Genomic DNA, 26010 nt, shown 5'->3' with positions numbered 1-26010 from the left:
TCACGCCCCACTGCCTCAAAAGCAGGTAGAATCACGCCCTGACTCATTCAGGGCGTTTTTTTATGCGTATTGGCCACGGCTACGATGTGCACCGTTTCTGCGACGGTGATTTCATTACCCTGGGCGGGGTGCGTATCCCCCACAAATACGGCCTGCTGGCCCATTCCGACGGTGACGTGCTGCTGCACGCCCTGAGTGATGCCTTGCTTGGCGCTGCGGCGCTGGGCGACATCGGCAAGCATTTCCCCGACACCGACCCACAGTTCAAGGGTGCTGACAGCCGCGCGCTGCTGCGCCATGTGGTCGGTATCGTCAAGGCCAAAGGCTGGGAGGTCGGCAACGTTGACGCCACCATCGTCGCTCAGGCACCGAAAATGGCCCCACACATCGAAACCATGCGCCAGCTGATCGCCGAAGACCTGCAGGTCGAACTCGACCAGGTCAATGTCAAGGCCACCACCACAGAGAAGCTGGGCTTTACCGGCCGCGAGGAGGGCATTGCCGTGCATTCGGTCGCCCTGTTGCTGCCAGCATGACCGAACTGGAACTGCTGGGCCCTCGCGCATCGGGTGAAGCACTGGGTACCGCCGTCCTCAAAGCGGTTGCCGAAGACTTTCAGGTTGACGAAGTCCTGGATATCCCACTATCGGGCCAAGGCGAGCACCTGTGGCTGTGGGTCGAAAAGCGTGATCTGAACACCGAAGAAGCCGCCCGACGCCTCGCCCGCGCCGCTGGCGTACCGGTGCGCAGCATCAGCTACGCCGGCCTCAAGGACCGCCAGGCGCTGACCCGCCAGTGGTTCAGCCTGCACCTGCCGGGTAAGGCCGACCCGGATCTGTCGCGTGCAGAGGATGCCAGCCTGCGTGTGCTCAAGCAGGTGCGCCATCAGCGCAAACTGCAGCGTGGCGCGCATTCGGCCAACGGGTTCACCTTGCGCCTGACGGCCCTGGCTGCCGATCACCAGGCGGTGGATGCGCGCCTGGAACAGCTCAGACAGCACGGTGTGCCCAACTATTTCGGCACTCAGCGTTTCGGGCACGGCGGTGGCAACGTTCATGACGCCCTCGATTGGGCCGCGCGCAAGGCTTTGCCTGAGCAGCGCAACGTGCGTTCGCGGCTGCTTTCGGCCGGGCGCAGCTATCTGTTCAATCAGTTGCTGGCTGCGCGTGTCGCTGACGGTAGCTGGGCCCGAGCCCAGGTCGGGGACCTGCTGGCGTTCACCGACAGCCGCAGTTTCTTCCCGGCGGGTGAGGCGGAATGTGCCGACCCGCGCCTGGCGATTCTCGACCTGCACCCGACCGGGCCGATGTGGGGGGAGGGCGCTTCACCTGCTGGCGCTGTGCCTGCCCAGCTGGAAAACGCTATCGGCGCACGCCAGCCGGCACTTTGCCAGTGGTTGGCCCAGGCGGGCATGGATCACGAACGACGAATTCTGCGGCTCCCTATTGGCGGCCTGACGTGGCATTATCCCGAGCCTGATATCCTGCAACTGGAATTCGTCCTGCCGGCCGGATGCTTCGCCACCGTGGTGGTGCGTGAAGTCGTGGATCTGGTGTCGGCAGGGCAGACGGACAGCCCATGCGTATTCTGATTTCGAATGACGACGGTGTTACCGCACCTGGCATCGCCGCGCTGCACGCTGCGCTGGTGGATTATGCCGAGTGCGCAGTGATCGCCCCGGATCAAGACAAGAGCGGCGCCGGCAGTTCGCTGACGCTGGACCGGCCACTGCACCCGCAGACCCTGGCCAATGGCTTCATCAGCCTCAATGGCACGCCGACCGACTGCGTGCACCTGGGGCTCAATGGGCTGTTGCCGCAGACGCCGGACATGGTCGTGTCGGGGATCAACCTCGGTGCCAACCTGGGCGACGACGTGCTGTATTCGGGAACGGTCGCTGCGGCGCTGGAAGGCCGCTTCCTCGGCGGTACCTCGCTGGCGTTCTCGCTGTTGTCGCGCCTGCCGGACAACCTGCCGACCGCGGCCTATATCGCCCGCCGTCTGGTCGAGGCACAGTCGCGCCTGGCGTTGCCGCCACGCACCGTACTCAACGTCAATATTCCCAACTTGCCGCTGGAGCACATCCGTGGCATCCAGCTCACCCGTCTTGGTCACCGGGCACGTGCGGCGGCGCCAACCAAGGTGGTCAACCCGCGTGGCAAGGAAGGCTACTGGATTGCTGTGGCCGGTGATGCCGAGGACGGCGGCCCGGGCACCGACTTCCACGCGGTGATGCAAGGCTACGTATCAATTACCCCGCTGCAACTCGATCGCACCTTCAATGATGCCTTCGAGCAGCTCGATGGTTGGCTGGAGGGCCTGCTCTGATGCGTGAGGACGATATGCTGCGGCGTGGCATCGGCATGACCTCTCAGCGTACCCGGGAGCGGCTGATCCAGCGCTTGTGCGAGGAGGGTGTTTCGAACACCCAGGTGCTCGACGTAATCCGTCGTACGCCGCGCCACTTGTTCGTTGACGAGGCGCTGGCCCATCGGGCTTACGAAGACACCGCGCTGCCGATCGGCCACAACCAGACCATTTCACAGCCGTTCATGGTTGCGCACATGAGCGAGCTGTTGCTCGAGGCCGGGCCGCTGGACAAGGTGCTGGAGATTGGCACCGGCTCGGGCTACCAGACGGCGATCCTGGCCCAGCTGGTCGAGCGGGTGTTCTCGGTAGAGCGCATCAAGGTACTGCAGGACCGGGCCAAAGAGCGCCTGGTGGAGCTGAACCTGCGCAACGTGGTATTCCGCTGGGGTGACGGTTGTGAGGGGTGGCCGGCGCTTGCGCCCTACAACGGCATCATCGTCACCGCCGTGGCGCCGGAAGTGCCACAGGCACTGCTCGACCAGTTGGCACCCGGTGGGCGCATGGTCATCCCGGTAGGGCCTGCCGGCGAAGTGCAGCAACTGATGCTGATCGTGCGCGAGGAGCATGGATTCTCCCGTCGCGTACTGGGGGCTGTGCGTTTCGTGCCACTGCTCAATGGTCCCCTGGCCTGAGGTCTGTTGATCTGAGCTGTGCAGGCATGAGGCGCGGTGTATTTTTGTGCCGCCGGCGAATTCTTGTCGCTTCGCCCTGTCTATCAGGCGGTGCGAAGCGCTAACGCACAGCGTGCGCCGGGGGGGTTCGCCCGTCTTTCGTACCCGTCTGCCAATACCGGCTGGCTTGGTTATAATTGCAACAATATTGCATTTCTTGTCTTCATATAGATTTTCGGCACCATGAGGGGAGCGCGGGTGGGTCACACAGTCATTCGGCAGCGCAAGGACGGGTCGGGTTTCAAGCTTCTGGTGATTGCATTGGCCATGGGCGCGCTTCTGGTGGGTTGCTCAAGCACCAGCAGCAACAACGCGCGGGTGGTCGACCGCAACAACACCGTGCCCAAGCGCCCGGCGGTGACTTCCGGGCAATACATCGTCAAGCCAGGCGACACCCTATTCTCCATCGCCTTCCGTTATGGTTGGGACTACAAGGAGCTGGCTGCACGCAATGGCATCCTGGCGCCCTATACCATCCGCCCGGGGCAGGCGATCCGTTTCAGCAGCGGTTCCAGCAGCCGCACCACGGTGGTATCCAACCCGTCCTCGTCAAGCCGCACCACGGTCACGCGGCGGCCTGTGGGCAGCACTGCAACCGCGCCCGCCAGCACCCGTAAACCAGTCGCGCCGGCCTCTTCGGGCAGCGCGCCCGTGGTTGCCAGCGTGCCGGCTGCGGAGCGTGCGGTAGGCGGCTGGGCTTGGCCTGCCAACGGCGTGCTGATTGGAAAATTTGCTTCAAACGGTAGTTTGAATAAAGGCATTGATATCGCCGGTGATTTGGGACAGCCTGTTTTTGCTGCGTCTGATGGTGCAGTGGTATACGCCGGGAGTGGTTTGAGGGGCTACGGCGAGCTGATCATCATCAAGCACAGCGACACCTACGTCAGTGCCTACGGTCATAACCGCAGGCTGTTGGTTCGGGAGGGGCAGCAGGTCAAGGCAGGGCAGTCGATTGCTGAAATGGGGTCTACGGGCACAGATCGGGTGAAGCTGCATTTCGAGATTCGCCGCCAGGGCAAACCCGTCGATCCGCTCCAGTTCCTGCCACGTCGTTGATCGTTGTACCCAGCCTGTTCCTGTGATGTAGAGGGGACAGGCTCAAGCGCTGCCAGGGATAAAGGTGCCGCTCGAGTCTGAGTTCGAACTCAGCAAAGGATTATAACAATGGCTCTCAGTAAAGAAGTGCCGGAGTTTGACATCGATGATGACGTCCTCCTGATGGAGACGGGCATCGTTTTGGAAACGGATGTGGTGTCAGACGAACCTGCTGTATCTTCGGTTCGGACGAGGGCCAAGTCGGGCTCTTCGCTCAAGCAACACAAGTACATCGATTACAGCAGGGCGCTCGATGCCACCCAGCTGTATCTCAACGAGATTGGTTTCTCGCCGCTGCTTTCGCCGGAAGAAGAAGTGCATTTTGCGCGCTTGTCGCAGAAGGGTGACCCTGCCGGCCGCAAGCGCATGATCGAAAGCAACCTGCGCCTGGTTGTCAAAATTGCCCGTCGTTACGTGAACCGTGGCCTGTCGCTGCTCGACCTGATCGAAGAGGGCAACCTGGGGTTGATCCGTGCGGTCGAGAAGTTCGACCCGGAGCGTGGTTTCCGTTTTTCGACCTATGCGACCTGGTGGATTCGCCAGACCATCGAACGGGCGATCATGAACCAGACTCGCACCATTCGCCTGCCGATCCACGTTGTCAAGGAGCTGAACGTCTATCTGCGTGCCGCGCGCGAGCTGACCCAGAAACTCGACCACGAACCCTCACCAGAAGAAATCGCCACGCTGCTGGAGAAGCCGGTTACCGAGGTCAAGCGCATGCTGGGCCTGAATGAGCGGGTGTCGTCTGTGGATGTTTCGCTTGGCCCGGACTCGGACAAGACCCTGCTTGATACGTTGACCGACGACCGCCCGACTGATCCGTGCGAATTGCTGCAGGATGACGACCTGTCGCAGAGCATTGATCAGTGGCTGGGTGAGCTGACCGACAAGCAACGCGAGGTGGTGGTGCGTCGCTTTGGCCTGCGTGGGCATGAAAGCAGTACCCTTGAAGATGTTGGCCTGGAGATTGGCCTGACCCGGGAGCGGGTGCGGCAGATTCAGGTAGAGGGGCTCAAGCGTTTGCGCGAGATCCTTGAGAAGAATGGCCTGTCCAGTGAGTCGCTGTTCCAGTAGCGAAGGTCTGTCACTCAAAACGCCCCGATGACCTCGGGGCGTTTTTGTGTGTGGGGCGAAAAGTTTGAGAACGTCGGGGGGGGGGGCACTTCAGGGCAGAACAGATATCTAATATGTACTGCGCTACCCCGGTAACATTGCCTGTAAGCCTTTTCTTACTCGTTTTGTAAGCTATCTACGCACGTCTCAGTAGACCATTGTCGTTTCCTGGCGCTGGTTTTTTACAAGTCATTGAAAATCATGCTTTATTCGCCGCTGACCAAATGTGTCTTCGGAAATACCCTGTGAGGTCTGGCGCTTGCCCGCCCGACTCAACCCGCTAGTATTCGAACTGTGCACAGGGACATGCGCAGGCCTTCAGGATGAAGGCCAGGGACATCGCAAGAAGCGATTTCATCAGGATGATGTTTGGGACAAGCAGGGACTACGGAAAAAATGTGGGCGGGTCAAACCGCCCCTTTTTTTGCCCGCAGAAAAACAAAAAAGGCCCCAAGGGGCCTTTTTCGCATCTGGGCGCTATCAGCGCTCCAGGTCGGCAATCTTGCCGGTCTTGCCGTCCCACTCTTCAGCGTCTGGCAGGGCATCCTTACGTTCGGTGATGTTCGGCCAGATTTCCGCCAGCTCCGCGTTCAGCTCGATGAAGTTCTCCATGCCAGCAGGCACTTCGTCTTCCGAGAAGATGGCTTGCGCTGGGCACTCCGGCTCGCACAGGGCGCAGTCGATGCACTCGTCCGGGTGGATGACCAGGAAGTTCGGGCCTTCGTAGAAGCAGTCCACCGGACAGACTTCCACGCAGTCGGTGTATTTGCATTTGATGCAGTTGTCGGTGACGACGAAGGTCATTTCTAATTCTCTCCTCAGGCGACGGCGGCGGCCCTTCCTCTCAGGGCCGCGCGGTTTACGGCGATGTGGCTGCAGGCCAGGCTAATAACCTGCAGCACCAGCAAACCGCGGCGGATTCTATCAGCTTGTAGTGGGCGCCGTTATAACAGGTTCTTTAGTTGATATAGCATTTCGATAGCTTGACGCGGGGTCATGTCGTCCAGTTGCAGCTTGCCCAGCTTCTCGATGGCTGGGTGTGGCAGGCTGGCGAACAGGTCGCTCTGGTGCGGTACCTGAGGCGCATCCTTGGCTTTTGCGGCCGCAGGCTGCTCGTGCGGCAGGCTGGTGGTTTCCAGGCGCCCCAGGTGTTCGCGGGCTCGCTGGATGACCACCGTCGGCACACCGGCCAGTTGCGCCACGGCCAGGCCGTAGCTCTGGCTGGCAGGGCCGGGCAGTACATGGTGCAGGAACACGATGCGTTCGTTGTGCTCGGTGGCGTTCAGGTGCACGTTGGCCACCAGCGGCTCGCTCTCCGGCAGCACGGTCAGTTCGAAGTAGTGCGTGGCGAACAGTGTGTAGGCACGCAGTTGGGCCAGGCGCTCGGCGGCGGCCCAGGCCAGCGACAGGCCGTCGAAGGTACTGGTGCCGCGGCCCACTTCGTCCATCAGCACCAGGCTGCGGTCGGTGGCATTGTGCAGGATGTTGGCGGTTTCGCTCATCTCGACCATGAAGGTCGAGCGCCCGCCGGCCAGGTCATCGCTGGAGCCGATGCGCGTGAAGATGCGGTCGACCAGCGACAGCTCGCAACTCGCCGCAGGGACGAAGCTGCCGATGTGCGCCAGCAGCACGATCAGGGCGGTCTGGCGCATGTAGGTGGACTTACCGCCCATGTTCGGGCCGGTGATGATCAGCATGCGCGTGTTGTTGTCCAGGCCCAGGTCGTTGGCCACGAACGGCGTGGTCAGTACCTGCTCCACCACCGGATGGCGGCCCTGCTCGATGCGCAGGCAAGGCTCGTCGACGAAGCGCGGGCAGTTAAGGTCGAGGTTCAGTGCGCGCTCGGCCAGGTTGCTGAGCACATCCAGTTCAGCCAGGGCGGCAGCGCTGTCCTGCAGCGGTGCCAGGTGGCTGATCAAGGTTTCCAGCAGGGCGTCGTAGAGCATCTTTTCGCGGGCCAGGGCGCGGCTCTTGGCCGACAATGCCTTGTCCTCGAACGCCTTCAGCTCTGGGGTGATGAAGCGCTCGGCGCCTTTGAGTGTCTGACGGCGGATGTAGTCGCCCGGGGCCTGCTCGGCCTGCTTGGTCGGCAGTTCGATGAAGTAGCCGTGTACACGATTGTAGCCGACCTTGAGGTTGGCAAGGCCGGTACGGGCCTTTTCCCGGGCTTCCAGGTCGATCAGGAACTGGCCGGCGTTCTCGCTGATTGCCAGCAGCTCGTCCAGTTCGTTGTCGTAGCCCGCCTTCAGTACGCCGCCATCGCGGATCACCGCGGGCGGGTTGTCGATGATCGCCCGTTCCAGCAGGCTGGCCAGTTCTGGATAGGTGCCGGTAATGGCCGCCAGACGCGCCAGGTGCGGCGCTTCGAGCTCGGTCATGGCGTTCTGCAGCTCTGGCAACGCGCCCAGCGCATCGCGCAGGCGTGCCAGGTCGCGCGGGCGGGCATTGCGCAGGCCAATACGGGCGAGAATCCGCTCGATATCGCCAATTTCCTTCAACTGCGGCTGCAGTTTTTCGAAGCGGTAGCTGTCGAGCAGGCAGCGGATCGAGTCCTGGCGTGCTTGCAGCACCTTGAGGTCACGCAGCGGGCGGTTCAGCCAGCGGCTCAGCAGGCGGCTGGCCATGGCAGTCTGGCAGCGGTCGATCACCGATTGCAGGGTGTTGTCGCGCCCGCCGGCCAGGTTGATGTCCAGCTCAAGGTTTCGTCGGCTGGCACCATCGAGTATGACCGTATCGTCCAGGCGCTCGTGGCGCAGGCTACGCAGATGCGGCAGGGCGGTGCGCTGGGTTTCCTTGGCGTAGGTCAGCAGGCAGCCGGCGGCACCAATGGCCAGGGTCAGCTTGTCGCAGCCGAAGCCCTTGAGGTCCTTGGTCGCGAACTGCTGGCACAGGGCCTTGCGTGCCGAGTCGCGGTCGAAGTCCCACGGTGCGCGGCGGCGGGCGCCAGGGCGCTTCTCCGCAGGCAGGTCCCGTGGCCAGTCGTCGGGGATCAACAGCTCGACCGGGTTCAGGCGCTCGAGTTCGGCCAGCAGGTTTTCCCAGCCCTTGATCTCCTGCACGCTGAAATTGCCGCTGGTGATGTCCAGTACCGCCAGGCCGAACAGGCGCTCGTCACCGAGCAGTGCGGCAATCAGGTTGTCGCGGCGCTCGTCGAGCAGTGCCTCGTCACTGACCGTGCCGGGGGTGATGATGCGCACCACCTGGCGCTCCACCGGGCCCTTGCTGGTGGCTGGGTCGCCGACCTGCTCACAGATCACCACCGACTCGCCGAGCTTGACCAGCTTGGCCAGGTAGCCTTCCAGCGAATGGAACGGAATCCCGCACATGGGGATGGACTGGCCGGCCGACTGACCGCGGGCGGTCAGGGTGATATCCAGCAGTTTCGCGGCCTTTTTCGCATCTTCGTAGAAGATTTCGTAGAAGTCGCCCATGCGGTAGAACATCAGCTGGTCCGGGTGCTGGTTCTTCAGCTTCCAGTACTGCTGCATCATCGGGGTGTGTGCGGAAAGATCTGAGATTGCTTTATTCATCAATGGCTTAGAAAGTAGGTCTCAACATTGTGGGGCAAATTTGAGGCGTTCTGTGTTGCGTTTGCGACGCCGAGACCCACCGGATTTTAAAGTCGCATAGGTTACCACGGGTACCGGGCAGGCAGTACCGGGCAACCGCGATGAAGGCTTATTGACACCATGTGCCCCCTGTGGAGAATTGCGCAACTTGATCATCAGGGATGGCCTGCCTCATTCACCTGCGGTGGTACCTGGCCCGGTAAACATCTATTGCAAGGTTGATTAGAGCAGTGAGCGGAATTCGTTTTGACGTCGATGCGGTATTTTGTATTTCCCTCGAAACGCGGAGTGACCGGCGTGCCCTGTTCCGCGAAACCATCGGCCGGCAACTCGACAATCAAGTGGTCTTTCATGTCGTTGAAAAAAACAGCGACCCCAGGCGAGGGTGCTACGAGTCGCATCAACAACTGGCCCGCCATGCGCTCGACAATGGCCACGACAGGATTCTGATTTTTGAAGATGATGCCAAGGCCTATGAATTCAAGGCTTGGCAGGTGCGCTGGGTAAACCGGTTCATGCAGACCCGGCGATTCGAGGCCCTGCACCTGGGCTATTCCATGGGGCGAACCTGGCTGACTTGGTTCCCGTTCATCGCCAGGGGCCGGGTTGTTGCGCTGCACGCTTACGTGCTGTCCCGCGAGGGCTGCAGGATTCTGGCAGAGACGCCCTATGATGGCACGCCTGTGGATGTGTTGGTCAAACACAAGATTCGCCAGCATTGCGTGTTCCCCATGATGTTCCGCCAGCATGCTGCCGCCGTTGCAGGCAGTGACCTGGAGCAGGTAGTGCGCAATGAGGATGAATGGTGGGAACGTAACTGGGCGAAGCACCGCCGCTCACCTCTGAAAACATCTGGCGCACCATGCTTCGGCTGAACTTCTGAGGTAGTCATTTTGTTCAGGCGTATCGTGTGTAGGCTGTTCCGGCACCGGTCCATAGAGGTCGAGCGCATTTTTGTCGGAGAAATCGTTATCTCACGTAGAGTCTGTGGGCGCTGTGGCCAGCCGCTGCGGGATTTGGCTGAATATCAGTGAGCGGCGGCGGGTACTTTAAAATTGCGTCGATGCTCTGATGCATGCCATGAGTGGTCTATCGTCAGTGAGATCGGGTGCCGCCCACCCTCCCCGGAATGATAGGGTAGAGGGCAGCCTACCAGGAGCACCCTACATGGACCCGATCACCACGCTCGCCACCCGCCTGGGTGAGCACCTGCGCCGTTTCAATGCACAGGTGACTACCGCCGAATCGTGCACCGGTGGTGGCATTGCCGAAGCCATCACCCGCATACCTGGCAGCTCGGCCTGGTTCGAGGCCGGTTACGTCACCTATTCCAATGCCCAGAAAACCCGCCAGCTGGGGGTGCCTGAAGCGTTGTTCGGGCAGGTGGGGGCAGTCAGCCAGGAAGTGGTCGAAGCCATGGTCCGTGGGGCTCAGGCCGCCAGTGGCGCACGCTTCGCCGTGGCGGTGAGTGGTGTGGCCGGGCCGGACGGCGGCTCGCCAGCCAAACCGGTGGGCACTGTGTGGCTGGCCTGGGGGGATGGCGACCGGGTGTTCAGCGAACGTCGGCAGTTCGACGGTGACCGCGAGGCGGTGCGCCGACAGACGGTGATCGCCGCGTTAGACGGCTTGTTACAGCTTGGTGCCGAGTAAATCGACGACAGGGGTTTGCGCGGGCGTCTGCCTGTGGAATAATACTGGCTACTTATACAGGTATTCCGGCCGTCAGGGCCAAGTCGAACACGTGAGGATTTCAATGGACGACAACAAGAAGCGCGCCTTGGCTGCGGCCCTGGGTCAGATCGAACGCCAATTCGGTAAAGGCGCGGTCATGCGCATGGGTGACCATGAGCGTCAAGGCATTCCGGCCATCTCCACCGGCTCGCTGGGCCTGGACATCGCCCTCGGCATCGGTGGTCTGCCAAAAGGCCGTATCGTCGAGATCTACGGCCCGGAATCGTCGGGTAAGACTACGCTGACCCTGTCTGTCATCGCTGAAGCGCAGAAGAACGGTGCCACCTGCGCCTTCGTCGACGCCGAACATGCCCTTGACCCTGAGTACGCCGGCAAGCTGGGCGTCAACGTCGATGACCTGCTGGTTTCGCAACCGGACACCGGTGAGCAGGCCCTTGAAATCACCGACATGCTGGTGCGCTCCAATGCGGTCGACGTGATCATTGTCGACTCCGTGGCCGCACTGGTGCCGAAGGCCGAAATCGAAGGCGAGATGGGTGACATGCATGTGGGCCTGCAGGATGCAGTATTCGGAATCGCAGCATAGTTTTGGTTCACTTAGGAGGTCTCCCTTCCCTCACAAGGGATACGCCCTAAGCTAATCAGCAATATTCGATTAATCCTAATTTGAGTGGTCGGCGAGAATGGATCAGGCAAAAAACAAAGCGTTGGAAATGGCTCTTTCTCAGATCGAGAAGCAGTTTGGTAAGGGTGCCATCATGCGGCTCGGCTCCGACCGCACAATGGACATCGATGTTGTTTCGACCGGTTCTCTTGGTCTGGACATCGCTCTGGGCGTGGGTGGTCTGCCACGTGGTCGTATCGTTGAAATCTACGGCCCTGAGTCCTCTGGTAAAACTACCCTGACTCTTTCTGTAATTGCCGAAGCTCAGCGTCAAGGTTTGACCTGCGCATTCGTCGATGCCGAACACGCACTTGATCCAATCTACGCCGCCAAACTCGGCGTAAACATCGATGATCTTCTGTGCTCGCAGCCAGACACTGGCGAACAGGCACTTGAGATCGTAGACATTCTGACTCGTTCGGGTGCGGTTAACGTTATTGTTGTCGACTCCGTTGCTGCACTTGTACCGAAGGCTGAGATTGAAGGCGAGATCGGGGACTCCCATGTTGGCCTTGCCGCCCGAATGATGTCTCAGGCGATGCGGAAGATCACTGGTAACCTGAAGAACTCCAACACTATGTGTATCTTCATTAACCAGATCCGTATGAAGATCGGTGTCATGTTCGGCAGCCCGGAAACCACCACTGGTGGTAACGCCCTGAAGTTTTACGCCTCGGTACGTCTGGACATTCGCCGTATTGGCGCGGTCAAGGAAGGCGACGAGGTGGTTGGTAGCGAAACCCGCGTTAAAGTGGTCAAGAACAAAGTTGCTGCTCCTTTCAGGCAGGCAGAGTTCCAGATCGTTTACGGTCAGGGTATCAGCAAGGCTGGCGAGATCGTTGACCTGGCTGTCTCCAACAACTTCGTTGAGAAGTCCGGTGCTTGGTACTCCTTCGAAGGTAACAAGATTGGCCAAGGTAAGGCCAATACCATGAAGTGGCTGCTGGAAAACAAGCCTGCCATGGACAAGCTGGAAGGTATGATTCGCGAGAAGCTGATGTCGAAGCCTCAAGCTGAAGCAGCTACCAACCAGTCCGCAATTGAAGAGCCGGCTGACGACTATTGATCTTGCAGTGGCCTGAGGTCACTCATAGTAGTCGCTAGTTAAGATGCTGTTCCCCATAAAGCCTAGCTCCCCAGCTAGGCTTTTTATTTCGTGTAAAAATCAATACCTCCCCCTTCAAGGTGAACTACCGTTCGCCTCTCGCCCAGCTTGACTCTAAAAAATCCCCATCGAATTCTTTTGTGATCAAAAACAGCTTTCTGACCCACCGCCTGCGCCGGTAAATATGGCGTATACATTTGCGGATCCTGCTACGCTCTCCAGCGTAGAAAGATTGGCGCGAATCAGAGCATCCGAGTTCCAAGGGGTGGTTGAGGTGGAAGGGAACGACACGCTAACCCGCTGCTCGGGATCCAAGAGTTTACTTTCAACTTGGGACAGAAATTCTTCCAAAGACGAGATTTGTTCGTAGCGCATGACGAGTCTGAAGCCCCGGAGTTCGAATTAACAATCTAGCGGGCAAGCGAAGGGTCTCCCGCATGGCAGCTTTGAACTATTTGCGGCCACATGTCAAACGTAGCCCATGTGTACAGGTTAGCCCTTCACGGGCTCTAGCTGCATAGACATTGGCCACAAACAGCCCGGACTTGGATTGGAGCAGGTTTTTGAAGGTTTGACACTGCTCACCAACCCGCGAAGGCCTGCTATAGCGAGGTGGTCACGATGCTTCCAACGGTGTTCATACCTGAGCAAAGAAGCTCCAATACGCTTTCGACCGCCCATACCCTTGAAACAAAAAAAGCCCGCTTGAAGGCGGGCTTAAAACGAAGAGGGTAATTCAGCTGGCATCATTGCCAACGTTGATGGCTCAGACCTTCAGCTCATCAAGGACGCTCAGCACAGCTTCGTGTGCGATGCTGATGATGCGATCCACTTCCTGTTCGGTCGTGACCAGAGGAGGAGCAAAGCCCAGGATTTCACCGTGAGGCATAGCACGAGCGATCAAGTTGCGATCACGGGCTGCTTTCGAGATCCGTGCACCAACCTTGAGGGCTGGGTCAAAACGCTTCTTGGTGGCCGGATCCGCTACGAACTCAATGGCGGCCATCATGCCCACACCACGCACTTCGCCGACGATTGGCAGCGAGGAGAAGGTCTCCTGCATCGACTTTTGGAAATACTGACCAACCTTGTCGACGTGCGCTGGAATGTTCTCACCCTCGACGATGTCGAGCACAGCGTTTGCTGCCGCGACACCGATAGGGTGGCCCGAGTAGGTGTAGCCGTGGGAGAAGGCACCAACGCGATCAGCGCCTTCCTCCATCACCTTGTACACCTTCTCACCAACAATCGAAGCCGACAGCGGTGCGTAGGCAGAAGTCAGGCCTTTAGCTACGGTGATCAGATCAGGCTCGATACCGTACTTGTCGCAGCCGAACATGGCACCAGTACGGCCAAAGCCGGTGATCACTTCGTCAGCGATCAGCAGGATGTCGTACTTTTTCAATACAGGCTGAACAGCAGCCCAGTAGCCTTCTGGCGGAGGGGTAATACCACCGGTTCCGAGCACAGGCTCAGCAATGAATGCGCCGATGGTGTCTGGGCCTTCACGCAGGATGAGCTCTTCGAGTTCACGTGCACGGCGGGCAGAGAATTCCAGCTCAGTCTCACCTGGCTCGGCGCCCCAGTAGTAGTGAGGAGCACCAGTACGCAGGATGCCTGCAATCGGCAGATCCATGTGGTCATGGTAGAACGACATGCCGGTCATGGAACCAGAAACTACGGAGCAACCGTGGTAGCCGCGCTCACGAGCAATGATCTTCTTCTTGTTCGGCTTACCGCGCAGGTTGTTGTAGTACCAGACCAGTTTGGCTTGGGTCTCGTTGGCATCCGAACCGGACATGCCGTAGAAGACCTTGCTCATTTTGCCCGGAGCCATCTTCACCAGGCGGTCAGACAGGCGAGCGAGCTCTTCCGTGGTGTGCGCAGCATAGGTGTGGTAGTACGCCAGCTTGTGGGCTTGCTTGGAGATCGCCTCGGCGACTTCGGTACGGCCATAGCCGACGTTCATGCAGTACAGGCCAGCGAAGCCATCGATGTACTCACGCCCAGTCGCGTCAGTGATAGTGATCCCTTTCGCGGTTTCGATGATTGTTGGATCACCTGCCTTGCCAGAGGCAAAGTCTTTCAGCTGGGTGAACGGGTGGAGCACTGCACCGCGATCTTGTTGGGAGATCAAATCTTGCTTTTGCTTATCCATTTTTCAATCCTCTTGTGATTTTTACAGACCGCCGATGCAGACGTATTTCAGTTCCATGTACTCAGCCAAACCGTGCTTCGAGCCTTCACGGCCCAAGCCCGATTGCTTCCAGCCGCCAAACGGGATTGGTGCGCCGGTGAACTTCGGAGTGTTGAGTGCGACCATGCCGTACTCGAGTCGGTCAGATACTCGGCAGGCACGACGAAGGTCGTTGGTGTACACGTAGGCAGCGAGGCCGAACTCGGTGTTGTTGGCCCTGGTCACTACTTCATCTTCGGAATCGAAGGGCAGGATTGCCGCCACGGGGCCGAAGGTCTCTTCGAAAGCGATGTCCATTTTGTCCGTGACGTCAGCCAGAACAGTCGGAAGGACGAAGCTGCTACCCAAGTGATTGTCGATACCGCCGCAGGTGAGTTTTGCACCCAGCGAGAGAGCATTCGAAATCTGCTCTCGGCACTTGTTGGCAACCGTTACCCTAGTCATTGGGCCGATATCGACGCCCTCTTCAAGGCCATGGCCAACGCGTAACTTCTCGGTGGCCTTGGTGAATTCTTCTACGAATTGACCGTAGATGTTGCGATGCACATAGATGCGATTCGCGCCCAGGCAATCTTGACCTGAGGTTGCGAACTTGGCGCCAATGCAGCCTTCGACAGCTTCAGCAATCGAGGCATCGTCGAACACAATGAACGGAGCATGGCCACCCAGTTCAAGGGATACTTTCTTGACCGTATCCGCAGACTGACGCAGCAGAATCCGACCAACCTCTGTGGAACCGGTGAAACTGAACGCACGGACTGCGGAGGCGGCCAAGAGACGAGCCGACATCTTCGGTGCATCCCCGGTCAGCACCTGGAACACACCAGCAGGAATACCAGCCTCTTCAGCCAACCGTGCTAGAGCCAGGGCAGACAGCGGAGTTTCAGGCGCCGGCTTGACGATCATCGGGCATCCAGCCGCCAGTGCAGCAGCAGCCTTGCGGGTGATCATGGCGCTGGGGAAGTTCCAGGGCGTGATGGCCACGGTTACACCAATCGGCTGCAGCTTAGTGACCAACTGGCTGTTCGGGAGATGGCTTGGAATTGTCTCGCCGTAGCAACGCTCACCCTCTGCCGCAAACCACTCGACAAAGTTCGCGCCGTAATTGATCTCTCCGCGTGATTCGCTGAGCGGCTTACCTTGCTCGCAGGTCATGATGATCGCCAAGTCTTCTTGGTTCTCACGCATCAGTGCTGCCCATTTACGAAGGACTGCACCGCGCTGTGCCGGCAAGGTGTTCCGCCAACCATCGAAGGCACGCGAAGCGGCTTCGACGGCCAGATCTACCCAGGACTCGTCGCAATGGGCTACCTGCGCGATCACCTGGTCATTAGCTGGATCAGTGACGTCGAGCGAGCCCTCGCCAGTAACCCAGCGCCCATCAATGTAGGCCCGAGTTTCAAGCAGGTCATTACGACGAAGCTTATTGAGGGCGGAGGGCGCAAGATCTTTCATTTTTATATGCCTCGAAGAGATAAAGCTGATGTTCGACGAGGATCATTCTATGTCTGGCTTGGCGCTGGAAATGTGAGTATTCCAACCCGTGCGCGCAGTAATGCTGTGATGTTTTCACATTCGCGCAGCTTTCCTGCGTCATTTCTCAGAGATGCGATTTCAGGTCTGTAGGTGCATATAAAACGGTTGGAACAAAACCAATTCTGTGTAGAAAAACAAAAAAGGCTGCACTTGGCAGCCTTGTTGGAGGGGCAAATGTTTAAGAAATTTTCTCAGCCAGAACTGCGATTGTGTCACCGCACTGCACGAGCCCCGGGAAGTGACGGCAGGCAAGGAGGCCGTCACGTTGGGCCTTGTATTCGGTAGGTGCCACACCTGTTCTTGTGACGTCGTACACTCGAGCAATCACATCGCCTTTGGAGACCTGATCGCCCAGATTGAAGCAGTATTCAATGAGCCCGGCATGCTCGCTCGCAATGAAGCAATTGTCGTCAGGCATATCCAGGAAGATGCTGTCCTGAGCAATATCAAGATCACCCATAACCGCGCCTGCATGAATCAGGAAGTTTCGTACCCCACGCTCTGCAATTTGAATAGTGGTGGCGCTAGCCGTGCCCCCACCACCAAGCTCGGTTGTAACAAAAATTTTGCCAGCTTCTTCGACAGCCGTATCAAACATGCCCACGCTATCGATCTCCAGCATTTTCATGCTGTAAGGTGCCGCGAAAGCATCCATTGCGCGTTCGCCTTTCTGCTGCTGCAGCTTGTCCGGCAGAATATGAACAGCGGCAAATGGAATGAAATCCAGAGTCTTGCCGCCAGAGTGGATATCAAGGACGTAATCCGCCAATGGCAGCAAGTGTCGCTGGATATAGTCAGCAATTTTTTCCGTAACTGTCCCGTCAGCCTTACCTGGGAAGGTACGATTCAGGTTCCCGCGATCAATCGGAGAGGTTCTGGAGGCGTTTTTAAAAGCAGGATAGTTCATGAAGGGCAAAATAATGATTCGCCCTCTGACTGTCTCAATGTCCAATTGATTAGCCAGCTTGGTGAGTGCAATCGGGCCTTCATACTCGTCGCCATGATTGCCGCCAGTGAGGAGCACAGTCGGGCCGATCCCGTTTTTCATGACGGTGATAGGAATCATGATCGCGCCCCACGCAGAGTCATCACGTGAGTAAGGCAGCTTCAAGAACCCGTGCGACACCCCTTGTTGGTCGAAGTCGATAGTTGGCTTGATGGGACTAGGTTTCATTGCATATTCCTTATTTGTTTGTCGTTCAAGTAGGCTAAGGCTCAGCGCAGCGGCTATGACTCGACCCAACAGGTGTAACCAGTGCGTAGGGGTGGTGCACTACTCGCATTGGCATTTAGCTTTGTTGGCTGACGTATCTGATGTACACTCAGCTAACGCAACTGACTCATTTTCATCAAGTATTAGTAGGGGTGAGAAACTCATGGAGCTTGATAGGATTGACTTACGAATTTTAAGTGCCTTGCAAGTCAACAACAGGCTCACCTCTGAAGAGCTTGGTGATTTGGTCGGTTTATCTTCCACGGCCTGCCAGCGCAGGCTTAAGCGCCTGCGCAGCGAAGGGGTCATCGAGAGCGACGTCTCCATCATCAACCCTAAAGCGGTTGGAAGACATGTCACCATGCTGGTGCTGGTCACTTTGGAACGAGAGCGCTCAGACATTATCGATAAGTTCAAGCAGGCCATTAAAAATACCCCTGAGGTCATGAGCGGATCCTATGTCACGGGTGATGCTGACTTTGTACTCCTCGTAACCTCAAAGGATATGGAGGACTACGAGAACTTCACCCGAAGGTTCTTCTACGAAAACAATGACATCAAGAGTTTCAAAACAATGGTCGTGATGGATCGGGTAAAGGCCGGATTCACACTTCCAATTGATGATGCTTAGCACCTCTTGGCTCTTCAGGAGGGCTACTCCTGAAGAGCCAGCAGAAATTCTTAATTTGCTTCTCTAACGGCGCTCAGAAAACTGCGGGTACGCTCTTCCTGGGGGTTCTCGAACAGTTGGCCTGGAGCACCTTGTTCATGAATTCGACCCTTGTAGAAGAAGCAAACGCGATCCGCAAACTCCCGAGCAAAGCCCATTTGGTGAGTAACCATAAGCATGGTCAGCTTATGCTCGCTTCCAAGTCGACGGATGACGTTAAGGACTTCACCGCAGAGTTCCGGGTCGAGCGCCGAGGTGACCTCGTCGAAAAGCATGACCTTTGGTCTCATGGCTAGGGCCCGTGCTATCGCGACCCGCTGCTGCTGGCCACCAGACAGTTGCGAAGGGTAATGATCGAGCTTGGCGCCCAGTCCAACCATTTCAAGCAACTGCACGGCGCGATCCCTGGCTTCAGCTGGTTTTACACCCAGGACATGGACGGGGGCCTCAGTGACGTTTTCCAGCGCAGTACGGTGGGGAAAGAGGTTGAACCCTTGGAATACCATTCCTATTTTGCCCCGGACAGCACGCACGTGCTTCGCGTCGGCTGGAACCAGCTTTCCATTCCTTCCTTGCATGTGAGTCAGCGACTCGCCTTCGACCAGGATGCTTCCCTCATCGATTCCCTCAAGGGTCATCAGCACTCGGAGCAGCGTCGACTTACCTGACCCGCTGGGGCCAATGATGGCGACTTTTTCGCCTGCCGAAACATCCAGTTCCAGGCCGTCCAAGACAGTGAAGTTGCCATATCGCTTGGTTACGTTTCGGAAGCTAACCATGGGCTTGTCAATGGCCGGTGACGAAGTTGCACCTGAACTGACACCTGTCAAAATTTCGCTTGGAGCTATCTGAATGGTGGAAACAGGAGAAGTGGTCATTATTTTTGCTCCAAGCGCGCTTCAACGCGGCGTACCATATAAGCTAGAACAATACTCAGAACAAGGAAGAACACGCCTACCATGGTGATGGGCTCAAGATATCGGAATGTCTCAGAGCCGATGTTCTTTGCTTGCTGCATGATCTCAACGACAGTGATAGCTGAAAGCACAGGTGTATCTTTCAGCATCGCAACCAGGTAGTTGCCAACCGGTGGTAAAATCGGGCGAAGAGCTTGGGGTAAAATGATGTTTCGATAGGCAAGCGAAGGACTCATGTTGAGTGCTGTCACTGCCTCCCATTGCCCTCGTGGAACCGAATCGAGTCCGCTTCGATATACCTCTGCCAGATAGCAGGCGTAGTGTAGACCAATGCCTAGCACGCCTACTTGCATTGCTGTCAGGCTAACGCCGTAGTTAGGCAGAACATAATAAAGAAAATAAACTTGGATCAGTAAAGGTGTACTGCGGATAAATTCGATCACCCCACCTATTGGCCAAGAGATCCATATTCTTGCGCTGCGTCTGCCAATGGCGAGGAACAGCCCAAGAACGATAGCGATTGCAAAACCCAGCAATGTGACGCCGATTGTGTTAAGAGCTGCCCGGAACAATTCGGGCAAGAGCTGTATTGCATAGTTCCAGTCGAAGAAATTCATCACAGGCTCCCTTGGACACGACCACGGGCCAGATGTCGCTCTAAACGCCGCATTGCCAAGTTAATCGCTTGGGCCATTACGAAGTACATGAGCAGCGCAAGGGCGAAGACCTTGAGAGTCTCAAATGTAGCCTGATCGAGTTGGCGCGCCCTGAAGCTCAAATCTGCAAGCGTTATAAGGGAAACAAGGGATGTGTTTTTCAACAGCTCGATCAGCAGATTAGTTCCAGGCCCCATCGCTGCGAGCAGGGCTTGCGGAAAGATGATGCGACGAAAGCGTGTGAATGGGCCAAAGTTAAGTGCTGTGCAAGCTTCATATTGACCTTTAGCTACCGAATTAATCGCGCCGCGCATTATCTCTGCACCATAAGCGCCGATATGTAGCCCAAGGCCAACGATTGCGACGGTATAGGGGCTAAGCTCGAGGTTGAATGGAGGAAGCGGAAGGACGAAGAAAAGCCAGAACAGCTGAACGAGCAGCGACGTACCCCGGAATATCTCAATGTAGACGACGCAAAACCAGCGCAGCGGCCTCCATGTCGACATTTTGCCGAGTGCCGCCAGGGTCGCTGCAACGATGGCCAGGAGAGATCCGAAGAAGGTGACCTGCAGGGTAACCCATGCGCCCTGGAGCATAAGTGGTAGTAAATCTGCCATTTGACTCTACCTCACGTTAAATCAGCCAAAGGCGCGGCAGTGGATTTGACGCGCCGATTTGGATGCAGGGTTACTGCCCGCAGAGCTCCGCAGCTGTTTTCGTAGTGAGGTTGCTCTTGTCGAATCCGAATGGCGCCACTGTTTTCAGGTGTTCTTCACTACCGAGCCATTTCTTGAGCTGGGCATTGACCTGGTCACGAAGCTCCTTGTCTTCCGGTCTGAAGGCCAAGGCACCGTAGCCGATATGGGAAGGGTCATCTTTGAAGTCGGTCATGGCCTCTACCGAATCACCGCCTTTGGCCGCGAGCCCTTTCATCGTGAGCTGTGTGCCTACAGCAGCATCTGCCCGCTTGGCACGAACTGCCTGCAGCTGAGCCGTGGTATCTGGAACCTGGAGGATTTGTTCGTCTTTCACGCCAGAGTCACGGGCGTACTGGAGCTCCACGGTGCCCGCCATAATGGCCAGCTTCACCTCTGGGTTCTTTGCGACATCTTCGTAGCTGAACAGCTTCTTGGGATTGCCTTTCGGCACCAGGAGCGCGTCAGGGAGCTGGTAGTGAGGGTCGGTGAACAAGACCTGCTTGCAGCGGGCTGGAGTGATGTACATGCCGGCTGCGATAGCATCGAAACGACCAGCTCGCAGGCCAGGAATCAGCGATCCCCATTCGGTGAGTACACCATTGACGTCCTTGATCCCCAACTGCTTGAAAATCGCGGTGGCGATTTCAGGCGACTCGCCCGTGACTTTTCCATCGGTTCCGGTATAGGCGAAAGGCGTTTCGTTGGCATAGCCAATCCGAACACTGCCCTGCTCTTTGAGAGAGTCGAGGGTTGTAGCTGCGTGTGCGGATACGGCGATGCTCGCAATGGCACACGCCAGGGTCAGGCGTTGAGCGACTGCGGAAAGCGAAGTGACCAAGTTCATCAAAAATCTCCCTCTATTGTAATTGGCCCGCGTGGCGCGGAGTTTTGGGCAGATAGAAGATCACGCTGCAGCGCCGCTATTTTTGGAATTGATAGCGGTAGCTTGAAGAAGACCCAAGCCTTCCTCGGAAGCGTGAGATGAGCATACAAAAGGCTTTCCGTGACGAGCATTGCACTAGGACAATTGATCTCAACATGTTGTAACGTCCATGCTGTAGGCCGTGGCTTAGGAGCAAGCATAGCGATGATGGAAAAATGGCGGGAAGCGGTTGAGCACGCCCGTGGCGGCGAGTCCAAGTACAAGATTCTTGTCCAAGCGATCAGCTCGGACATCGAACAGCATAAGCTGGCGGATGATCAGCGCCTGCCACCTCAACGGCAGGTTGCCGATGCCTTGGGGATAAGTGTCCAAACCGTGACCAACGCCTACAAGGAACTCGAGCGCCAAGGGCTAGTAAGGTGCGAAGTGGGTCGCGGGAGTTTCGTTTCTCGGCGAATGAGTGACCGTGTAGCAAGCTACATTCTCGATGCTCCCGAGCGCGCACTCGTCGATCTATCCACCGCCCGAATCATTCACACCCCAGAGCATGACAGGTACTGGCGAGAAACATGTGCCGAGCTTGCTAATGAGGTCGATCAAAGCTGGATCCGGCTGTGCCGACCTGTAGCGGGGTTCGATGCTCATCGTGATGCCGCCTGCCATTGGCTTGGGCGCCTTGGCTTGGCGGGGCTGGCTCGAGAAGATGTGTTGATCACAAATGGGGCAGCTCACGGTCTATTTCTGGCGCTGGCCTCCCTTGCAGGCCCTGATGACCTGGTGCTCTGTGAAGGCATGACCGATCACGGTGTTATTGGGAACTCTCAAGTCCTCGGTTTCAATCTGAAAGGCCTAGACACTGATCGTGACGGGATCGATCCCGAGCACTTTGAGGACATATGCAGCAACGAGCGCGTTACGGCCCTGGTATGCACGCCGAACCTTAATAACCCGACCAGCGCGTTGATGCCCAATAGCCGTAGGAAAGAGATAGCCTCCATCGCTCGTCGCTTCGGTGTCCACATCATTGAGGATGACGTCTATGGCCCCCTACTTAACCAGTACGAAGGCCCTCCAATCAGCTCATATGCCCCCGAGCTCTCGTTTTACTGCACCAGCATGACGAAGTCAGTTCTGACAGGGCTACGCATTGGGTTCCTTAAAGTACCTAAACGACTGGCGCTGCGAACAGAAAGCATCCTCCGCGTGACGAGCTGGATGGCTGCCCCCATGCTTGCCGAGGTCGCCGCACGGTGGATTATGGATGGGAGGGCGGACACATTGATCCAATTGCAGCGAAGGCTCCTGGAGACACGCCAGAAGCTGGTAGCAGATGAGATGGGGGACTACCTCTATTGCCATCGCCCTCATTCGTTAAACGCTTGGCTGAATGTGCCAGCACATTGGGACGTTTCCAGCCTGGTGCGCACGCTTCGACAACAGCATATTGCGGTTACGTCACCGGAGCCGTTCACCGTTCGGGGGGTGACCCCAGCACGCGGCATCCGGCTTTGCATCGGCGCTGAAACGAGTGAAAGCGAGCTATCCCAGGCCCTGAAAACCATGCGGATGACTTTTGAACAATACCCAGGAGTCCATGACTTCTGACCGTTTGACACAAATCTGAAAAAACGCCACCGGATTGCCCTAGTACATTCATTATGACAATCAGCGGCTCGTAGACTCCGAAAAAACAATCGTTCGGTGGTCTACCATGCCGGCAGTGACAGTTCGAGAGGCCCTCATCGCCCGGGAGCGCATTAAGCACCTGGTGCGCGAAACGCGAATGGAGCTCTCTCCAAGCCTCTCCGACTTCATGAGAGTGCCCGTGTACCTCAAGCTGGAATGCCACCAGGCGACTGGTAGCTTCAAGCTGAGAGGGGCCACGAACGCGATTGCGGGCCTTACCTCTCAACAGCGTGCTCTGGGAGTAGTCACCGCTTCTACGGGCAATCATGGTCGTGCCCTTTCCTATGCCGCAGCTGCCGCCGGCGTTCGCGCTACCGTGTGCCTTTCAAGACTTGTCCCTTCTAACAAGGTGGCTGCGATTCGTGCGCTGGGCGCCGCTGTCCAGGTGGTTGGTAACTCTCAAGACGATGCTCAGTTCGAAGCTGCCCGTCTCGCTCAAGAAGAGGGCCTTACCTTCATCCCTCCTTTCGATCACCAGGATGTAATTGCAGGCCAAGCCACTTTGGGCCTGGAGATCGCTGAGCAGCTTCCTTCCGTTTCGCAGGTACTCATACCTCTGTCGGGTGGAGGACTTTTCTCCGGCGTGTCCTTGGCTCTTAAGGCACTACTTCCCCAGGTGAAAACACATGGTGTGAGCATGAGGCTTGGCGCAGCAATGGCACAGAGCCTCGAGGCTGGAAAGCCCGTGAATGTTGAAGAAGTAGCCACGCTGGCCGACTCGCTCGGTGGCGGAGTTGGACTGCGAAACCAGTACACATTTGAGCTCACCCGTCGACTCATCGACCGCGTGATTTTGCTCAATGAAGGCTCAATCGCGGATGCGATGCTCCATGCCTACTTAGAAGAACGGCTCGTCATTGAGGGAGCAGGAGCGGTAGGTATTGCAGCTCTGCTTACCAGGCAGGTTGAAGCTCAAGGGCCAATCGTGATCGTCGTGAGCGGTGGGAATGTCGACATGGCCCAACACCAACGCATCATCCTGGAAGCTGTGCGCGACCGCCGCCCAGCACGTGCTTGAAGAGGTGCCACGTGAGCGAAGTCCTTCTGCTTAACCAACGCGAAATTCGTGAGTGCGTAACGCTCGATACAGACAGTATCGATGTAGTGGAAAACGCATTTGCATCGCTGGCCAGAGGCAAGGTGGTCATGCCGCCAATCCTCCGGTTAGACATCTCCGAGCACAATGGTGAGGTGGACGTCAAAACCGCTTACCTGCCAGACCTTGAGAATTTCGCTATCAAGGTCAGTCCAGGCTTCTTCAACAATCCTGGTCTAGGCCTACCAAGTCTGAACGGCATGATGATGCTGCTCTCTGGACGCACTGGACTTCTCCAAGCGCTCCTACTCGACAACGGATACCTCACTGCCGTTAGGACAGCAGCTGCTGGGGCTGTGGCTGCACGTTGGCTCGCCCGCCAGGACAGTGAAGAGGTTGCCCTTCTTGGTGCAGGTGAACAGGCCGAGCTTCAACTCAAAGCGCTGCTTCTTGTACGGGATATCAAGCGAGTACGGGTATGGGCTAGGAGTGCCGCAAAAGCGCAGCAATTGGCCTTGCAGCTATCGAGCGTCTACGGCCTGGAAGCCACTGCCGCAGAGTCGGTCGATGAAGCAATGTCGAGCGCTGACATTGCAGTCACCTGCACGCCGAGCAATCAGCCAATTTTACATCGCAGGCACTTGCGGCCTGGTCTCCATATCACGGCTATGGGGGCAGACACCGAACACAAAAACGAGGTTGCTCCTGAGGTAATAGCAGCAGTCGATCACTACGTTGCGGATCGAGTCAGCCAGACGGCAACACTCGGAGAACTCCATCACGCGATCAACGCTGGTGTTGCACAAGACCCTCGTGTGTACGCCGAACTGGGTCAGGTGATCCTTGGAGATCGTGTCGGAAGGTTGACTCCAACCGACGTAACTCTTTGCGATCTCACCGGCACAGGCGTTCAGGACACAGCGATTGCCAACCTGGCTTTTTCCAGAGCAATCAGCACAGGCAAAGGCTTGCTCTACAACAACTGAATCACCAGGCAACACAATAAAACCATACCCCAATCATGAGGGATCGATCATGTCTGAAATTGTTGTGAACCTTCCGTTTACACGGGAGGAGTACGCCCAGCGTATCGCCAAAGTCCGTGCAGAAATGCAGGCTAGGAACATCGAGCTGCTGCTGGTTACTGACCCTTCGAACATGGCTTGGCTGACCGGCTACGACGGTTGGTCGTTCTACGTCCACCAGTGCGTACTGCTGGCCATGGAAGGTGAGCCTGTTTGGTATGGCCGTAACCAGGACGCTAACGGCGCTCGACGTACAGTCTTCATGAAGCAAGACAATATTGTCGGCTACCCCGATATCTACGTTCAGTCGACTGAACGTCACCCAATGGACTACCTCTGCAAAGAGGTGATCCAGGCGCGTGGCTGGGATTCGCTCACTATCGGCGTTGAGCTGGACAACTACTACTTCAGCGCTGCGGCATACTTGGCACTGCAGCAGCATCTGCCAAAGGCCAAGTTCCTTAACGCGAACGCGCTCGTAAACTGGCAGCGTGCGGTGAAGTCCCAGCAAGAAATTTCCTACATGCGTGTGGCTGCCCGAATCGTCGAGAAGATGCATGACCGCATCTTGGAGCGTATTGAGCCCGGCATGCGGAAGAACGAGCTGGTTGCAGATATCTATGCCAGTGGCATTCTCGGTGTCGATGGCTATGGCGGGGACTACCCGGCCATCGTGCCGCTACTTCCTACCGGAGCAGACGCCAGCGCCCCACACCTGACCTGGGATGACTCTCCATTCAAGGTCGGCGCCGGCACCTTCTTCGAAATCGCCGGCTGCTACAAGCGCTATCACTGCCCGCTGTCCCGAACTGTTTACCTGGGCAAGCCACCGCAGCATTTCATCGACGGTGAGAAAGCAGTCGTCGAAGGTATCGCTGCCGGCCTCGAGGCCGCCAAGCCTGGCAACACCACTGGTGATATCGCACGTGCCTTCTTCGGCGTGCTTGAGAAGTTCGATATCCACAAGGACAGCCGTTGCGGTTACCCAATCGGTATCAGCTATCCACCAGATTGGGGCGAGCGCACCATGAGCCTGCGCCCGAGCGACAACAGCGTGCTCAAACCTGGTATGACCTTCCACTTCATGCCTGGCCTATGGATGGATGATTGGGGGCTCGAGATCACCGAGAGCATCCTGATCACTGATACTGGGGTCGAGACGTTCTGCTCAACTCCTCGCAAACTCTTCGTCAAGGACTGACGAAAAGTTT

22 protein-coding genes and 2 pseudogenes are annotated in these 26010 nt (G+C 57.4%); 15 read left to right on the top strand and 9 right to left on the bottom strand.

Features of this window, described 5'->3' with window-relative positions:
- Nucleotides 1-62 precede the first annotated feature (62 nt).
- The 6 genes from ispF to rpoS all read left to right on the top strand — a co-directional run bounded on the left by ispF (nt 63) and on the right by rpoS (nt 5213).
- Complete coding sequence (ispF, locus tag ACE4QZ_RS21320; protein WP_103462954.1) at nt 63-536, top strand: 2-C-methyl-D-erythritol 2,4-cyclodiphosphate synthase; 474 nt, start codon at nt 63-65, stop codon at nt 534-536.
- Entirely contained in the window at nt 533-1591 is a 1059-nt protein-coding gene (truD, locus tag ACE4QZ_RS21315) for a tRNA pseudouridine(13) synthase TruD (RefSeq protein ID WP_021785880.1), read from the top strand. Before ispF ends, truD begins: the two co-directional genes overlap by 4 nt.
- Complete coding sequence (gene surE, locus ACE4QZ_RS21310) at nt 1579-2328, top strand: 5'/3'-nucleotidase SurE (RefSeq protein ID WP_021785879.1); 750 nt, start codon at nt 1579-1581, stop codon at nt 2326-2328. Before truD ends, surE begins: the two co-directional genes overlap by 13 nt.
- A 35-nt stretch (nt 2329-2363) precedes the next feature.
- Nucleotides 2364-3002, top strand: a complete 639-nt coding sequence (locus ACE4QZ_RS21305; protein ID WP_162149611.1) for a protein-L-isoaspartate(D-aspartate) O-methyltransferase — start codon at nt 2364-2366, stop codon at nt 3000-3002.
- 237 nt (nt 3003-3239) lie between these two features.
- Entirely contained in the window at nt 3240-4097 is an 858-nt protein-coding gene (locus tag ACE4QZ_RS21300; RefSeq protein ID WP_021785877.1) for a peptidoglycan DD-metalloendopeptidase family protein, read from the top strand.
- 108 nt (nt 4098-4205) lie between these two features.
- Nucleotides 4206-5213: an RNA polymerase sigma factor RpoS gene (gene rpoS / locus ACE4QZ_RS21295; protein WP_021785876.1), complete on the top strand. Its 1008-nt coding sequence runs from the start codon at nt 4206-4208 to the stop codon at nt 5211-5213.
- Nucleotides 5214-5732: 519 nt separating this feature from the next.
- On the opposite strand, the gene fdxA is transcribed toward rpoS, so the two are convergent.
- Complete coding sequence (gene fdxA / locus ACE4QZ_RS21290; RefSeq protein WP_004375459.1) at nt 5733-6056, bottom strand: ferredoxin FdxA; 324 nt, start codon at nt 6054-6056, stop codon at nt 5733-5735.
- A gap of 140 nt (nt 6057-6196) precedes the next feature.
- A complete protein-coding gene (gene mutS / locus ACE4QZ_RS21285) occupies nt 6197-8770 on the bottom strand; it encodes a DNA mismatch repair protein MutS (RefSeq protein WP_028698024.1) in 2574 nt (857 codons plus the stop codon).
- A gap of 281 nt (nt 8771-9051) precedes the next feature.
- Here mutS and ACE4QZ_RS21280 point away from each other — a divergent pair.
- From ACE4QZ_RS21280 to recA, 4 genes and pseudogenes are all read left to right on the top strand, one after another.
- Nucleotides 9052-9704: pseudogene (locus ACE4QZ_RS21280) on the top strand (hypothetical protein).
- Nucleotides 9705-9988: 284 nt separating this feature from the next.
- Nucleotides 9989-10471, top strand: a complete 483-nt coding sequence (locus ACE4QZ_RS21275; protein WP_010952695.1) for a CinA family protein — start codon at nt 9989-9991, stop codon at nt 10469-10471.
- Between the two features lie 103 nt (nt 10472-10574).
- Nucleotides 10575-11072, top strand: a pseudogene (locus ACE4QZ_RS21270) (ATPase domain-containing protein); the annotation flags it as partial.
- 124 nt (nt 11073-11196) lie between these two features.
- Complete coding sequence (gene recA, locus ACE4QZ_RS21265; RefSeq protein ID WP_038408827.1) at nt 11197-12243, top strand: recombinase RecA; 1047 nt, start codon at nt 11197-11199, stop codon at nt 12241-12243.
- 805 nt (nt 12244-13048) lie between these two features.
- Here the strand turns inward: recA and ACE4QZ_RS21260 are convergent.
- From ACE4QZ_RS21260 to doeB, 3 genes are all read right to left on the bottom strand, one after another.
- A complete protein-coding gene (locus tag ACE4QZ_RS21260) occupies nt 13049-14440 on the bottom strand; it encodes an aspartate aminotransferase family protein (RefSeq protein WP_010955129.1) in 1392 nt (463 codons plus the stop codon).
- Between the two features lie 21 nt (nt 14441-14461).
- Nucleotides 14462-15934 (bottom strand): NAD-dependent succinate-semialdehyde dehydrogenase, encoded by a 1473-nt coding sequence (locus ACE4QZ_RS21255; RefSeq protein WP_038408829.1) that lies wholly within the window; start codon nt 15932-15934, stop codon nt 14462-14464.
- Between the two features lie 259 nt (nt 15935-16193).
- Entirely contained in the window at nt 16194-17189 is a 996-nt protein-coding gene (gene doeB / locus ACE4QZ_RS21250) for a N(2)-acetyl-L-2,4-diaminobutanoate deacetylase DoeB (RefSeq protein WP_038408831.1), read from the bottom strand.
- 202 nt (nt 17190-17391) lie between these two features.
- On the opposite strand from doeB, the gene ACE4QZ_RS21245 reads away from it, so the two are divergent.
- Complete coding sequence (locus tag ACE4QZ_RS21245) at nt 17392-17859, top strand: Lrp/AsnC family transcriptional regulator (protein WP_038408833.1); 468 nt, start codon at nt 17392-17394, stop codon at nt 17857-17859.
- A 50-nt stretch (nt 17860-17909) separates the two neighbouring features.
- Here ACE4QZ_RS21245 and ehuA read toward each other — a convergent pair whose 3' ends face one another.
- The 4 genes from ehuA to ehuB form a co-directional block, all read right to left on the bottom strand.
- Nucleotides 17910-18677, bottom strand: a complete 768-nt coding sequence (gene ehuA / locus ACE4QZ_RS21240) for an ectoine/hydroxyectoine ABC transporter ATP-binding protein EhuA (RefSeq protein ID WP_038408834.1) — start codon at nt 18675-18677, stop codon at nt 17910-17912.
- A 98-nt stretch (nt 18678-18775) separates the two neighbouring features.
- Nucleotides 18776-19432, bottom strand: coding sequence for an ectoine/hydroxyectoine ABC transporter permease subunit EhuD (gene ehuD, locus ACE4QZ_RS21235; RefSeq protein WP_038408836.1), 657 nt, complete (start codon nt 19430-19432; stop codon nt 18776-18778).
- Complete coding sequence (ehuC, locus tag ACE4QZ_RS21230; RefSeq protein WP_038408838.1) at nt 19432-20088, bottom strand: ectoine/hydroxyectoine ABC transporter permease subunit EhuC; 657 nt, start codon at nt 20086-20088, stop codon at nt 19432-19434. The genes ehuD and ehuC overlap by 1 nt, the downstream gene beginning before the upstream one ends.
- Nucleotides 20089-20158: 70 nt before the next feature.
- Nucleotides 20159-21013 carry an ectoine/hydroxyectoine ABC transporter substrate-binding protein EhuB gene (gene ehuB, locus ACE4QZ_RS21225; RefSeq protein ID WP_049870801.1) on the bottom strand — a complete coding sequence of 285 codons (855 nt, stop codon included), beginning with the start codon at nt 21011-21013 and terminating at the stop codon, nt 20159-20161.
- Nucleotides 21014-21259: 246 nt separating this feature from the next.
- Here ehuB and ACE4QZ_RS21220 point away from each other — a divergent pair, with 246 nt between their 5' ends.
- The 4 genes from ACE4QZ_RS21220 to doeA all read left to right on the top strand — a co-directional run bounded on the left by ACE4QZ_RS21220 (nt 21260) and on the right by doeA (nt 26000).
- The gene (locus ACE4QZ_RS21220) at nt 21260-22657 is read left to right on the top strand and encodes a PLP-dependent aminotransferase family protein (RefSeq protein WP_038410349.1); all 1398 of its coding nucleotides are present in this window, start codon (nt 21260-21262) and stop codon (nt 22655-22657) included.
- Between the two features lie 106 nt (nt 22658-22763).
- Nucleotides 22764-23756: a hydroxyectoine utilization dehydratase EutB gene (eutB, locus tag ACE4QZ_RS21215; RefSeq protein ID WP_038408840.1), complete on the top strand. Its 993-nt coding sequence runs from the start codon at nt 22764-22766 to the stop codon at nt 23754-23756.
- A gap of 11 nt (nt 23757-23767) precedes the next feature.
- A complete protein-coding gene (gene eutC / locus ACE4QZ_RS21210; RefSeq protein ID WP_038408842.1) occupies nt 23768-24760 on the top strand; it encodes an ectoine utilization protein EutC in 993 nt (330 codons plus the stop codon).
- A 49-nt stretch (nt 24761-24809) separates the two neighbouring features.
- Nucleotides 24810-26000 (top strand): ectoine hydrolase DoeA, encoded by a 1191-nt coding sequence (doeA, locus tag ACE4QZ_RS21205; protein ID WP_038408844.1) that lies wholly within the window; start codon nt 24810-24812, stop codon nt 25998-26000.
- The last annotated feature ends 10 nt before the right edge of the window (nt 26001-26010 follow it).

The organism is Pseudomonas sp. DCA-1 (assembly GCF_046523955.1).
Classification (GTDB): Bacteria; Pseudomonadota; Gammaproteobacteria; order Pseudomonadales; family Pseudomonadaceae; genus Aquipseudomonas; species Aquipseudomonas putida_Y.
This window is presented reverse-complemented; position numbering and strand designations above follow the sequence as displayed.